The organism is Streptococcus sp. IsoGale021, from assembly GCF_031142795.1.
Lineage (GTDB): Bacteria > Bacillota > Bacilli > Lactobacillales > Streptococcaceae > Streptococcus > Streptococcus hominis.
Genome location: NZ_JAKZJH010000002.1, coordinates 123,232 through 136,263, shown reverse-complemented (window position 1 = coordinate 136,263; position 13,032 = coordinate 123,232). Strand labels below are relative to the sequence as shown.

The 13,032-nt window shown below is 37.2% G+C and carries 12 protein-coding genes; 10 read left to right on the top strand and 2 right to left on the bottom strand.

All coding sequences use genetic code 11. The annotated features are described in order from the left end of the window. Positions 1–30: 30 nt before the first annotated feature. The gene (locus tag RG565_RS02300) at positions 31–1,317 is read right to left on the bottom strand and encodes a PLP-dependent aminotransferase family protein (protein ID WP_247936616.1); all 1,287 of its coding nucleotides are present in this window, start codon (positions 1,315–1,317) and stop codon (positions 31–33) included. A gap of 221 nt (positions 1,318–1,538) precedes the next feature. Between RG565_RS02300 and RG565_RS02295 the strand changes: the two genes are divergently transcribed. The 3 genes from RG565_RS02295 to rpsU all read left to right on the top strand — a co-directional run bounded on the left by RG565_RS02295 (position 1,539) and on the right by rpsU (position 4,795). Then, on the top strand, positions 1,539–3,854 hold the full coding sequence (locus tag RG565_RS02295) for a CAP domain-containing protein (RefSeq protein WP_247936615.1): 2,316 nt from the start codon (positions 1,539–1,541) through the stop codon (positions 3,852–3,854). A gap of 226 nt (positions 3,855–4,080) precedes the next feature. Next, positions 4,081–4,419: an ATP cone domain-containing protein gene (locus RG565_RS02290; protein WP_003042152.1), complete on the top strand. Its 339-nt coding sequence runs from the start codon at positions 4,081–4,083 to the stop codon at positions 4,417–4,419. Positions 4,420–4,618: 199 nt separating this feature from the next. Next, a complete protein-coding gene (rpsU, locus tag RG565_RS02285) occupies positions 4,619–4,795 on the top strand; it encodes a 30S ribosomal protein S21 (RefSeq protein ID WP_000048054.1) in 177 nt (58 codons plus the stop codon). A 241-nt stretch (positions 4,796–5,036) separates the two neighbouring features. Here the strand turns inward: rpsU and mscL are convergent, their stop codons facing one another. Continuing rightward, entirely contained in the window at positions 5,037–5,417 is a 381-nt protein-coding gene (gene mscL / locus RG565_RS02280; protein ID WP_247936614.1) for a large conductance mechanosensitive channel protein MscL, read from the bottom strand. 154 nt (positions 5,418–5,571) lie between these two features. Here mscL and dnaG point away from each other — a divergent pair, with 154 nt between their 5' ends. The 7 genes from dnaG to msrB all read left to right on the top strand — a co-directional run bounded on the left by dnaG (position 5,572) and on the right by msrB (position 12,987). Continuing rightward, positions 5,572–7,347 carry a DNA primase gene (dnaG, locus tag RG565_RS02275; RefSeq protein ID WP_282187022.1) on the top strand — a complete coding sequence of 592 codons (1,776 nt, stop codon included), beginning with the start codon at positions 5,572–5,574 and terminating at the stop codon, positions 7,345–7,347. 2 nt (positions 7,348–7,349) lie between these two features. Further along, positions 7,350–8,462, top strand: coding sequence for an RNA polymerase sigma factor RpoD (gene rpoD, locus RG565_RS02270; RefSeq protein ID WP_003042522.1), 1,113 nt, complete (start codon positions 7,350–7,352; stop codon positions 8,460–8,462). Between the two features lie 18 nt (positions 8,463–8,480). Then, positions 8,481–8,810, top strand: a complete 330-nt coding sequence (locus tag RG565_RS02265) for a metal-sulfur cluster assembly factor (RefSeq protein ID WP_003024629.1) — start codon at positions 8,481–8,483, stop codon at positions 8,808–8,810. A gap of 154 nt (positions 8,811–8,964) precedes the next feature. Then, positions 8,965–10,293, top strand: a complete 1,329-nt coding sequence (gene brnQ / locus RG565_RS02260) for a branched-chain amino acid transport system II carrier protein (RefSeq protein WP_247936612.1) — start codon at positions 8,965–8,967, stop codon at positions 10,291–10,293. Positions 10,294–10,577: 284 nt separating this feature from the next. Then, a complete protein-coding gene (ccdA2, locus tag RG565_RS02255; protein WP_247936611.1) occupies positions 10,578–11,288 on the top strand; it encodes a cytochrome c biogenesis CcdA family protein in 711 nt (236 codons plus the stop codon). Between the two features lie 13 nt (positions 11,289–11,301). After that, positions 11,302–11,865 carry a redoxin family protein gene (locus tag RG565_RS02250; protein WP_247936610.1) on the top strand — a complete coding sequence of 188 codons (564 nt, stop codon included), beginning with the start codon at positions 11,302–11,304 and terminating at the stop codon, positions 11,863–11,865. Positions 11,866–11,877: 12 nt separating this feature from the next. Beyond that, positions 11,878–12,987, top strand: coding sequence for a peptide-methionine (R)-S-oxide reductase MsrB (gene msrB, locus RG565_RS02245; protein ID WP_006269564.1), 1,110 nt, complete (start codon positions 11,878–11,880; stop codon positions 12,985–12,987). Positions 12,988–13,032 lie beyond the last annotated feature (45 nt).

Sequence of the window (13,032 nt, the reverse complement as noted above, 5' to 3'; positions counted from 1 at the left end):
ATTTTCGATTTTTAGTTCTGTCCCACTCCCTTATAAATATTCATTTAAGCGTTCTAAGGTTTTTTCTAGATCCCCGTATTTAATTTTTGCATATTGATAAGGACAATCCTGTATATAACTTGCTTCAAAAAAATCCAATGGCAGATTGCTATGTTTGAGGGAGCTGACAGATTTAAGTCCACGTAGATCTAGTAAGATACCATCTCTATTGATAAAGTAGGAAAGTTTGATCTGATTTTGGCTTAAAAGTTTTCTAGCTCTCGTCAATTCTTTTTCTTGTTGATTGAGCAGAGAAAGACGATTTTTTTCAAACATGAGATTGTCAATATAAAGGGATAGAGCTTTCTGCATGATGAGATTGCTGTCGTAGTCTACTGCTTTTTTGTAGGCTATAAAAGTGGGCTGAATAGCTGGAGGAAATAGCAGAGCTGTTATCCGAAGGGCAGGGAAGAGGCTAGTAGAAAAAGATTTGATATAGATGACATGCTGGCTGTCGTCCAAGTAATGGAAGGTCAGTTCGCGTTTGCTGTCAAAGTCAGCCAAATAATCATCTTCTATGATATAAACATCATAAAGCCGAGCGAGACGAATGATTTCTTCCTTCTCCTTTCGACTGTAAGAATGTCCCAAGGGATAATGAAAGCGCGGGATAGTATAGAAGAATTTGATACGACCAGATTGAAAAATCCGCTCCAATTCTTCTAAATCAATCCCTTCTGGAGTTCGCTCAATTGTTTGATAAGGAAGTTGTTGCGCAGTTAGCAAATCATTTATCCGATGATAGGTCGGCTGCTCAACTAGAATTTCATATTTTTTATTTGGAAAGGCAATTTGCGAAAGAATATAAAGAGCTTGCTGGGTACCAGATGTCAGAACGAGCCTGTCAGCAGAGGTGTAGATAGCTGAATCCAGAAGCAGCTGCTGGACAGATTGTCGTAAGTCTTCCAGCCCTTCTTGCTGAGAATAGTAGTTAAAAAGATAATTCTCTCGTCCAATCAGCGTTTCATTAAGACAAAGTCGAAAGTCTTCATAAATTTGGTAGTGGTCATCTCTGACGGTTAATTCTATGTCCTGCTGGTCTTCCAGACTATTTTCCAGCACATAGTAGCCACTTTTAGGAACTGCATAGATATACTTCTGATATTTCAACTCTATCAGTGCCTTCTGGGCTGTGTCTTTGCTACAGCGATAGTCGTCTGCCAGCTGACGGACAGAAGGAATCTTTTGTCCCTTGGACAATTTCCCACTTTTAATATCTTGGCTAATCTGATCTACAATACATTGATACTTAGGTTTTATCATCTTAACTGTCCCCATACAGAAGAATTTTTTCTCTATTGTAACGTATTTTGAAATCTTTTACAATCAGGAAATGATAAGTTGTATTGTGTAGGATTCCCCCATAGATTTCTCCCTACCAATAATTGATGTAAAAGAATTGTAATCTAATAGTTATCTGAGTAATACATTAGCGGAATTGTAATTTAGGCTGAAATGGTTTATAATGAAAAGTAGCAAGTATATTAGGAGGCCGTCTAATGGAGAGAAAAATTAAAAAATCAGTAGTTGCGACCGGTTTAGCTGCAACCACTATTATTTCAGGCAGTTTATCACATCAAGTAAATGCCGAAGAAGTAAAAACACAATCTACTGAGCCAAAGACATCTGAAAAAATCACCAAACCAGTTACAGAAACAGATGTTCAATCAGCAAAGATGCAAGCCGATGCTGCAAAGGTTCAGACAGATGCTCAGCAAAAAGTTGTAGAGCAAGTTAAAGGGGATGTAAATACTTCAAAGGACGCGGTAGCAGATAGCGAAAAAGCTATTGCAAATGCTGAGGCAGAAAAGAAAGAAGCAACTCCAGAAGTTATTGAAACCGCAAAAGAAGAAGTGGCGACATCAGAGAAGGCGGTTACAACAGAGGAAAATAAGGTTCAAGAAGCAGAACAGTCTGAAACAAAGGCAAAAGAAGCTGTTAAAAATCAAGAAAATGTTGTTGCAGGGCAACAATCACTTGTTGATGTAGCACAACGTGAATTAGATACAGCTAAAGCTCCGGTTGCAAATGAGCAGCAAGAGCTCAACCAAGCACAAGATTCAGAAAAACAAGCAGAAAAAGATTTAGCAGAAAAGCAAAATAATCTTGCTAAAGTGAAGGAAGAAGTTGCTAATCTTCCTAAAGAAATCAAATCAGCAACTGAACAAGTCAAGCAAAGTGAGCAAAAAGTTGCAGAAAATCAAGCAGCTATTGATCAAAAAGCCGCTGAAGTAGCCCGCGCTGAACAATCAGCTGCTAATAGAAGAAATGTTGATTTGAGTAAAGCAACCTATGGTGAATTTTTACAACACGCTAAAACAAATGGAGCCAACCAAGCGATTCGTAATGCAGCTGCTGAAGCTCTAACAACTTATGAAAGAGCTAAACATGAAGACGGCATTACAGTTGGTTCTGACGCAACAAGCCCAGCAACTTTAGAAAATAATTTAAAAGCAATTGAGTTAGTTAGAGCTATCAATGCTTATCGTAGACAAGCTGGATTAAAAGAATTATTGATTGATCCTTACAAAAATCCAGCCAGCCAAGTCCAAACTCTTTATTTTGAAAGAGCAAATTGGCATATGGGTAAATATTTGAGAAATGAAAATGTGGCGATTAGTTTTACTCCAAAAGGAGCCGTTGACTTCTGGCATAAGGAAAAATCTATCTATATGGCTGAGGCAGCTAAGTATGGCTTAACAACCAATGAGCAAGACATTGATTCCAATCAAATTTATACCACCTTACGTAATCGTGGTCAACTTGCTTTCTTCTATAGAGTTGGTCACTATCTTCAAATGATGGATAAAAACTTTAATACCATTTCAGCTGCATATGATAAAGTTCCAAATCAATACAGCAATGTATATGGAACGTCTGAAGTTGGATTTCATAGAGAACCTAATTTTAATGCGCGTGTTAATAATGGCACTCTTCTTAGCGCAGATGATTATGAGCAAGCAATCCGTAATTTTGCTGGTGCTGCACAAGCTGTAGATGCACAAGCAACAGTAGCCAAGAATCAATTAGCTATGTTGCGAGCTCAAAGAACAGGCTATGTATCTACTTTAAATATCCAAAAGGCAAAATTAGCAGACCTTCAAAAGTTGACTGCGAATCGTTCAGCTGCTCTTGCTACTGCGAATGCTGGAGTGATTACAGCTGAAGCAGCTTTGAAAAAAGCAAAGCAAAATGTTGTGACAAAAGAAGCTGCTTTGAAGCGCGCTACTGCAGCTATTGCGTCCAAGTTAGCACCAAAACAAGTAGCTTTAGAAAAAGCTCAAAAAGTGCTAGATAGTGCTAAAAATAAATTAGCAAAACTAAAGAAAGCTTTAATTACAGCGGAGTTAAATGTTGCCAAGGCAAAAGACGCTTTGCAAGCTAGTCAAACCAAGCTAAAAGAAGCACAAGATAACTTGGAAAAATTACAAAATGCACCACAAGCACTTGAAGCAGCTCAAAAGGCTCTTCAAGCTGCACAAGCTGACTATGCCTCTAAGGTTAAAACGTTAAAAGATGAAGAAGCAAAACTAGAGATTTCTCGTTCAATTTATACCAAGTTACAAGAAAACTATGAGCAATTGAGAAGTCAACTTCCTCCGAAGGCTCAAAAAGAAACAGGTGGAAAAGTACCAAACTTACACTTATCCAGAACTTACCAACCAAAACCATTGTTAGTTAGACAACAAAATACTGGTCAAAAAGTTCTGCCTGCTACAGGTACTAAAGCAGATCAGGTTGCTGCATTAGGCCTGCTACTTGGTTTGGGAACTCTAGCTAGTGCTCGCCGTCGTAAAAGAAATAACGAAGATTAAATAATTGAAGATTTTAGAAAAAATCTAATCTTTCTTCCCAAAGACAAACAACTCTGTTTTTGAGTGTTTGTCTTTTTTTAATCAAGATAATCAAAAGCAAGCATTGAAAACCGCAGCTTTTGTCTACCAACTCTCCCACAGTATCTATCATTTTGAGAATCAGCACAAAAATAGTATAATAAACTGTATTCTCTTAACGAAACGAATAAAACTAAAGGAGTTTTCTATGCAAGTCATCAAACGTAATGGAGAAATTACTGATTTTAATCCAGATAAAATTTATCAAGCTATTTTGAAAGCAGCACAAACGGTTTATGTCTTGACAGACGATCTACGTCAAAATTTAGCGCTTGTAACTAAAAAAGTAGTGTTAGATCTGGAGGAGGCTGGTGTTGAACGAGCTACTATCAGTATGATTCAATCTATGGTAGAAAATCGTCTGCTAGGTGCTGGTTATATCACTATTGCCGAGCATTATATTTCCTACCGCTTGCAACGAGATTTGGAGCGCAATGGTTATGGCGATCATATTGCAGTCCATTTACATTTTGAACAAATTCGATAATAAATTTACAGCCTAGATTACAGAATGAAGTAGTTGGCAGATTTTTTTGAAAAATTTGCTAAAAATCAACTTCCTTTTAAGTTAATAATAATGCTTGTTCTAGAAAAGTTTACCACATTCCCTTAATTTCTGGGACTTGACAAGTGTATTTTAATATGATAAAATTTAAAAGATTTTAAGCTTGAAGGGAGTGAAAAAAATGTCAAAAACAGTAGTACGTAAAAATGAATCCCTTGACGATGCTCTTCGTCGTTTCAAACGTGCGGTTACTAAAGCTGGTACTCTTCAAGAAACACGCAAACGTGAATTCTATGAAAAACCTTCTGTAAAACGGAAACGTAAATCAGAAGCAGCTCGTAAACGTAAAAAATTCTAATTGAGCAAAATGACAGACTTCGGTCTGTTTTTTGTTTCTATTTAGATAAAATCGAACTCGTACTCAATAAAAATCAATAGCTTTAGCAGTTTTACCGTATGGACGTTATCTGTCATCTCAAAACTCCACCGCAAGTTTAATAGAAGTAGCAGCTAGAGGGGCAGGTTAAGGCAAACAGAATATCAAGAAACCGTGAGAGTAAACAAAAAAACTGATTTTCATCAGTGAATTTTTTTCATAATTATTTGCTTTCGAGCAATGCTTTGATTTCTTGAAGAACTTCTAATTCAGTTGGTCCTGCAGTTTCTTCAGCAGTGTCTTCTTCTTTTTTAGTAAGACTTTGCGCTTTTTCAACAGACTTGACGATGAAGAAGAGAACTGTTCCGATGACGAGGAAATTGATAACAGCGCTTAAGAAACTACCGTATGCAATCCCATTCCATTTTAGACCAGCAATTTGTTCTACACCAGCAGCTTTTAAAGCTGGATTGAGAAACAAAGGAGTGATAACATCTCCAATAAGCGAAGTCACAATAGCTCCAAAAGCATTGGCAATGATAACACCGACTGCCAAATCAATTACATTGCCGCGAAGCAAAAACTCTTTAAGGTCCTTTAACATTTTCTTTTTCCTTTCAAAATACTAAACTATATTATATCTAAAAAAAGGGGAAAGTCAATAAAATATCTAAAAAATATAGTGAATATTTTACTTTTTGGTAAATTTATTATAAAATGTAAGTTGTTATTCTATGATAAATTGGGGGTGTTGTCTATTGATTGATAAAGAAATCATTTCTGATATTAAAAATAGCGTCAATATCGTCGAAATCATAGGAGAAGTCGTTGCTCTAACAAAGGCCGGAAGGAATTATCTGGGGCTTTGTCCTTTTCATGGGGAAAAAACTCCATCATTCAATGTAGTAGAAGAAAAACAATTTTATCACTGTTTTGGCTGTGGAAAGTCAGGTGATGTCTTTAAATTTATTGAAGATTATCGTGGTGTTTCTTTTATGGACGCTGTACAAATTGTTGCAGATCGTGCAGGGATTCCATTAGAAATAGAGCATAGTAGAAAAGAGCAGTCAACACATACACATCCTCATCAAGCACTTTATGACATTCATGCGGAAGCTGCAAGGTTTTACCATGCAGTATTGATGACAACAAAGATAGGAGAAGAAGCACGTTCTTATCTTTATGAACGTGGCTTAACAGATGAGGTTATCAAGCATTTTCAAATTGGTTTAGCGCCCAATGAAAATAACTATCTTTATAAAAGTGTTAGTGGAAAGTTTGATGAGCAAGTCATTATGAATTCTGGTTTGTTCAACTTAGCTGATAACAATTTGGTTTATGACGCCTTTCAAAATCGGATTATGTTTCCATTGACAAATGATAAAGGACAAGTCATTGCTTTTTCAGGTCGTATTTGGCAACCAAGCGATATAGAGCAGAAAGTCGCGAAGTATAAAAATAGTCGCAGTACACCGATTTTTAATAAAAGCTATGAGTTGTATCATCTGGACAAGGCCAAAGCGACTATCAAGAAAAGTCACGAAATTTACTTAATGGAAGGCTTTATGGATGTTATAGCCGCTTATCGTGCTGGAATTGAAAATGCTGTAGCATCTATGGGGACAGCATTGACGCATGAGCATGTGGAGCATCTTCGTAAGTTCGCAAAGAAAATTATTTTAACGTACGATGGTGACAAAGCAGGACAAGCAGCGACAGCAAAAGCTCTGAATGAATTGTACGATTTATCAGTTGAAATTGTCAGGATTCCTGATAATATGGATCCAGATGAATTTATCAAAAAAAATTCTGCTGATGATTTACAAAATTTACTGACTAAAACACGAATTAGTGATATAGAGTTTCTTCTGAACTATCTGAAGCCAGATAATATCGAAAACTTGCAAGCTCAAATTGAATTTGTTGAACAAATGTCTCCTTTGATTGCGCAGGTTCAATCAATCACTGCACAAAATTCCTATATTTATATGTTAGCTGAATTGTTACCTGATTTTGACTACCAGCAGGTGGAGCAAGCTGTTAATAATCATCGTTTAGTAAATAGAAGAGAGCAACAACAGCAATCTCATCAACAAGTGTCAAGACTTGACATTCCGGTAACACAGCAAGTATCGCGGCTAATTAAGGCAGAGAGTCATCTTCTGCAGCGGATGATTGATAATCCTGTGATTTTAAATGATTATCGTTTGAGGAAAGATTTTCATTTCGCAACAATAGAATTGCAGACTTTGTACGATATTTTAAAAACAAATGGCGAGGTAACGCCACAAGATTTGTCTGAGCAAAATGATTCGGTACAGCAAGCTTGGTATCGGGTCTTAGAAGAAAATCTACCAGAGGAAGTTTCTGAGCAGGAACTGATTGAAGTGGAGCAAACGCGAGATAAGGAATTGCTTCGCAAAGAAAATCAATTGATTGGTAAAAAAGTCCGTGAAGCATCTCATAGTGGAGATGCAGATACGGCATTAGAAGAGCTAGAGCGATTTATTGCTCAAAAAAGGAGAATGGAGTAGGAATGGCTACAAAACAAAAAGAAGTAACAACTTTTGATGTTCAAGTTGCAGAATTTATTCGCAACCATAAAAAAACTGGTACAGCAACCGATGATGAGATCAATGATCAATTAGTCATTCCATTTACTTTGGAAGCTGATGGTATTGAAGATCTTCTTCAACGGATTCAGGACGCAGGGATTGCTATTACGGATAAAGAGGGCAACCCAAGTGAACGGGTTTTAAATACAGAGGAAGAAGAAGCTGAATTAACAGATGAGGAGTTGCTTGGTAGCAATTCTGCTAAAGTGAACGACCCTGTCCGTATGTATTTAAAGGAAATTGGTGTTGTTCCGTTATTGACCAATGAAGAAGAGCAAGAATTAGCTGTTCTTGTGGAGCAAGGCGACTTAGAAGCGAAACAACGTTTGGCAGAAGCTAATTTGCGGTTGGTTGTCTCTATTGCTAAGCGCTATGTTGGACGCGGCATGCAGTTTCTTGACTTGATTCAAGAAGGCAATATGGGATTGATGAAAGCCGTTGACAAGTTTGACTATACCAAAGGTTTCAAATTTTCAACCTATGCTACTTGGTGGATTCGTCAAGCAATTACTCGTGCGATTGCTGACCAAGCTCGTACGATTCGGATTCCGGTTCACATGGTTGAGACAATCAATAAATTAGTGCGGGAACAACGAAATCTTTTGCAAGAATTGGGGCAAGATCCAACGCCAGAGCAAATTGCGGAGCGCATGGATATGACACCAGACAAAGTTCGTGAAATTTTGAAGATTGCTCAAGAGCCGGTCTCTCTTGAAACACCAATTGGAGAAGAAGATGATAGTCATCTTGGCGATTTCATTGAGGATGAAGTGATTGAAAATCCAGTTGATTATACAACACGTATCGTTCTGCGTGAGCAATTAGACGAGGTTCTTGACACATTAACAGACCGTGAAGAAAATGTACTACGTCTGCGTTTCGGTCTAGATGATGGGAAAATGCGTACGCTGGAAGATGTTGGAAAAGTCTTTAACGTAACTCGTGAACGGATTCGACAAATTGAGGCCAAAGCCCTACGCAAATTGCGTCATCCAAGTCGTAGCAAGCCACTTCGTGACTTTATTGAGGATTAGTAGACAAAAGGAGGCACCATGGCATACACAAATGAACAAATTGATGATATTAAAAATCGTATCTTGGAAAGTTTGGAACAAGTTATTGATCCTGAATTAGGAATTGATATTGTAAATCTTGGTTTGATTTATGAGATTCGATTCAATGGTGAAAACGGCGAGACACAAATTGATATGACTTTAACAACAATGGGCTGTCCACTGGCTGACTTATTAACTGATCAGATTCATGATGCGATGTCAGATGTACCTGAAGTGAGCAAAGTAGAAGTTCGATTGGTGTGGTATCCTGCCTGGACTGTGGATAAAATGAGTCGCTACGCTCGTATTGCTCTAGGGATTAAATAAGAATATAGCAGCATGACTTGATTATGCTGCTTTTGTTTTGCTCAAACATTCAGAATTTGTGCAATATTTTAACTTTATACTTTATATCACTTGAAGTATTGTAAGAATCTGTTATAATGGTTGAACATACTAAATTTTAGAAAAGGGAGAGAAGATGTTTAAAAAGGGAGCACTGACGGGATTACTCTTGTTTGGAATATTTTTCGGCGCAGGGAATTTAATCTTTCCGCCAACTTTAGGAGCTTTGTCTGGCGAACACTTCTGGTCAGCGATTGCAGGATTCGTACTTTCAGGAGTTGGAATTGCTATTTTAACATTGATTATCGGTACTTTAAATCCCAAAGGCTATGTTTACGAAATTTCTAAAAAGGTTTCTCCTTGGTTTGCGACCGGTTACTTGATAGTTCTATATCTAGCGATTGGTCCATTTTTTGCCATTCCTCGGACGGCAACGACTTCTTATGAAGTTGGGATTGCACCATTGCTTTCGAGTAATATGACTGGATTAGGACTTATTATTTTTACAATCTTGTATTTTGTGGCTGCTTACTTGATTTCATTAAATCCTTCCAAAATTTTGGATCGGATTGGTCGGATTTTGACTCCTGTGTTTGCCATTTTGATTGTCATTCTAGTCATTTTGGGGGCGATAAAATATGGAGCAGCTGCACCGCAAGCTGCTAGCACGGAATACGCAAAAGCAGCTTTTGGAACTGGCTTTCTTGAAGGGTATAATACGCTTGATGCACTTGCCTCTGTTGCTTTTAGCGTTATCGCTGTGCAAACATTGAACCAACTCGGCTTTGCTAATAAAAAAGAATATATTTCGACTATTTGGATTGTTGGAGTGGTGGTGGCACTTGGATTTAGTGCGCTTTATATTGGATTAGGATTTCTTGGAAATCATTTCCCAATTCCGGCTGATGTAATGGCTTCTGATGCCAATAAAGGAGTTTATGTCTTATCTCAAGCTACACAAGCTATTTTTGGTCCGACAGCACAGATTTTCCTTGCAGCCATGGTAACAGTGACCTGCTTCACGACTACGGTTGGTTTGATTGTTTCAACATCAGAATTTTTCAATAAAACCTTTCCTAAAATCAGCTACAAAACTTATGCAACAGTCTTTACATTAATTGGATTTGCAATTGCAAATCTTGGTTTGGGAGCGATCATTCAGTATTCAGTTCCTGTCTTGCAAATTTTGTACCCGATTACCATTGCGATTGTAATGATTGTGATTGTCAATAAGTTTGTTGCCTTATCTAAGATTGGAATGCAGCTAACGGTCGCAGTTGTAACAATTATTGCCTTTGCGAATATCATCGGCTCGCAATTTAAATTGACTAGTGTGAGCAATTTAATCAATGCTTTGCCATTTGAGCAAGCTTCAATTCCTTGGCTGGTACCAACGATTGTCGGGATTGTGTTGTCTTTGTTTTTGCCAAATAAACAAAAGAGTGACACATTTGAAATGGAATGATAAAAAAGAAGCTGAGACAAAAGTGCTCAGCTTCTATTAGATTTAGTAATAAACGAATAACGCAGTAGGTGATTGGACTCTTCATTCGCTTTTCAAGCTCAGAAGAGCACCTAATCACCCTTGCGGGGGTGGGACTACGAACTAAAAATTTTCAATTTTTAGTTCTGTCCCACTCCCTTTTTTATGACCATATCAAATTCAAGTTTTTACAAATCGTATCCTCTATTTTTAGATAGTGAACCAGTGTATACTTTTCCTAGAAAGAAAATGAGGAGGAAAAGATAATGATATCTATTGTGTTTTTGATTTCTGTATTTCTAGCGGGAATTTTATCATTTTTCTCGCCTTGTATATTGCCATTGCTTCCTGTATATGTTGGTATTTTATTGGATACAAATGAACCAAGAACAATCATTATTTTTGGAAAGAAGATTGCTTGGTATGGAATTGTAAAAACACTATTTTTCATTGCAGGATTATCAGTAGTCTTTTTAATTCTTGGATATGGCGCTGGCTTTTTGGGCAAAGTTCTCTATACAGAGTGGTTCCGCTATGTATTAGGAGCAATTGTTGTTTTTCTCGGTGTTCATCAAATGGAACTGATCAATTTTAAGCTACTACAACGACAGAAAAGTGTTCAATTAAAAAAAGATAAAAATAGAAATGATTTTTACAATGCTTTCTTGCTAGGTGTGACCTTTAGCTTTGGTTGGACACCTTGTGTAGGTCCTGTTTTGAGTTCTGTTCTCGCAATTGCAGCTTCTGGTGGTAATGGAGCAGTACAAGGTGGCTTCCTCATGTTAGTTTATACCCTTGGTCTTGCTATCCCATTTCTCATTTTGGCACTTGCCTCTTCTATTGTTTTACGCCATTTTGGGAAAATAAAACCTTATATGGGACTACTAAAGAAAATTGGCGGGTTACTTATCATCCTGATGGGAATTTTACTTATGCTGGGAAATCTTAATGTTCTAGCTTCAATATTTGGTGGATAAAAGGAGGAATCTCATGAAAAAAACAATGTTAGTCATCACAGGTCTTGTTTGTGTTGCTTTGTTGGGCGCCTGTGGAAATCAAAAATCAGCTAGTGGAACTAAATCTGGACACGGACAATTTACAAATAAAACGACAGCTACAAAGTTGAATCAAGGCGAAACTGTTCCTGATTTTAATCTAAAAGGAGTCGATGGCAAGACTTATAAACTATCAGATTTTAAAGGAAAGAAAGTTTATCTGAAATTCTGGGCATCATGGTGCTCAATCTGTCTATCCACGCTGAAACACACGGATGAATTGGCGAAAGAAAATGGCAAAGACTACGTTATTTTATCAGTCGTTTCTCCAGGTCATAAGGGTGAAAAATCAGAAGCAGATTTCAAAAAGTGGTATTCAAAACTAGATTATAAAAACTTACCTGTTTTGATTGATTCAAGCGGAAAATTACTAGAGCAATATGGAGTTCGCTCTTATCCAACAGCCGCATTTATTGATAGTAATGGAAAATTAGTTAAAACTCGTCCAGGTTTTATCAAAAAGTCTGAAATTGAATCAACTCTGAAAAGTATCAAATAGGAGGTAATGACAATGGATCACAAAATGAAATTGCTTTTACTCCTCGGATCCATTTTACTTATCCTTGGTACAATTGTTTTGGGTGGGCGTTTTATGACAACGAAGTCTTCTATTGACAAAATAAAAGAAGCGTCCGTTAGCCAAACGACACCCGTCAACAACAAGAAACCTGATTTGAAAAATGCTAATTTAAAACATATTTATCTTGCAGGTGGCTGTTTCTGGGGGGTGGAAGAATATTTCTCTCGTGTAAATGGTGTAGTAGACGCAGTTTCTGGCTATGCGAATGGAAATAGCGAAACAACGAATTATGAACTAATCTCACAAACTAAACACGCTGAAACGGTTCATGTGACTTATGATGCCAATAAAATTTCTTTAAGAGAAATCTTGCTGCATTACTTTAGAATTATCGATCCAACCAGCAAAAATAAACAAGGAAATGACCGTGGCGTACAATATCGCACAGGAGTATATTACAAAGATCAAGCTGATGTTGAAACGATTAACAAGGTTTTTGAAGAACAAAGCAAAAAATTTAAAACAACTTTGGCGGTTGAAAAAGAGCCGCTCAAACATTTTATCAAGGCTGAAGAATACCATCAAGATTATTTGAAGAAAAATCCAAATGGATATTGTCATATCAATGTTAAACAGGCTGCCTATCCAGTCATTGATGCTTCTAAATATAAAAAACCGTCAGATGCTGAAATTAAGAAAAAACTGACAGAGGAAGAGTATGCAGTAACTCAAAAAGATGATACAGAGCGCGCTTTTTCAAATCGTTATTGGGATAAATTTGATGCAGGAATCTATGTCGATGTTGTAACAGGTGAGCCATTATTCTCATCAAAAGATAAATTTGAATCAGGCTGTGGCTGGCCAAGCTTTACACGTCCGATTAGCCCGGATGTCGCAAACTATAAAGAAGACCATAGCTTTAATATGACTCGGACAGAAGTGCGAAGTCGCGTTGGAAATTCCCATCTGGGGCATGTTTTTACAGATGGTCCTAAAGATAAAGGTGGACTTCGTTATTGTATTAATAGCTTGTCTATCAAGTTTATTCCTAAAGACCAAATGGAAAGCAAAGGTTATGGATATTTATTGAACTATGTCTAACAGCATTTTAAGAAAAAATTTGCTATAATGAGTTTAGTAAATGGT

Excerpts from the sequence above, each read along its gene's own strand:
- RG565_RS02300 (WP_247936616.1), bottom strand. The coding sequence starts at position 1,317 with ATGGGGACAGTTAAGATGATAAAACCTAAGTATCAATGTATTGTAGAT.
- RG565_RS02295 (WP_247936615.1), top strand. The coding sequence starts at position 1,539 with ATGGAGAGAAAAATTAAAAAATCAGTAGTTGCGACCGGTTTAGCTGCA.
- RG565_RS02290 (WP_003042152.1), top strand. The coding sequence starts at position 4,081 with ATGCAAGTCATCAAACGTAATGGAGAAATTACTGATTTTAATCCAGAT.
- rpsU (WP_000048054.1), top strand. The coding sequence starts at position 4,619 with ATGTCAAAAACAGTAGTACGTAAAAATGAATCCCTTGACGATGCTCTT.
- mscL (WP_247936614.1), bottom strand. The coding sequence starts at position 5,417 with ATGTTAAAGGACCTTAAAGAGTTTTTGCTTCGCGGCAATGTAATTGAT.
- rpoD (WP_003042522.1), top strand. The coding sequence starts at position 7,350 with ATGGCTACAAAACAAAAAGAAGTAACAACTTTTGATGTTCAAGTTGCA.
- RG565_RS02265 (WP_003024629.1), top strand. The coding sequence starts at position 8,481 with ATGGCATACACAAATGAACAAATTGATGATATTAAAAATCGTATCTTG.
- brnQ (WP_247936612.1), top strand. The coding sequence starts at position 8,965 with ATGTTTAAAAAGGGAGCACTGACGGGATTACTCTTGTTTGGAATATTT.
- ccdA2 (WP_247936611.1), top strand. The coding sequence starts at position 10,578 with ATGATATCTATTGTGTTTTTGATTTCTGTATTTCTAGCGGGAATTTTA.
- RG565_RS02250 (WP_247936610.1), top strand. The coding sequence starts at position 11,302 with ATGAAAAAAACAATGTTAGTCATCACAGGTCTTGTTTGTGTTGCTTTG.
- msrB (WP_006269564.1), top strand. The coding sequence starts at position 11,878 with ATGGATCACAAAATGAAATTGCTTTTACTCCTCGGATCCATTTTACTT.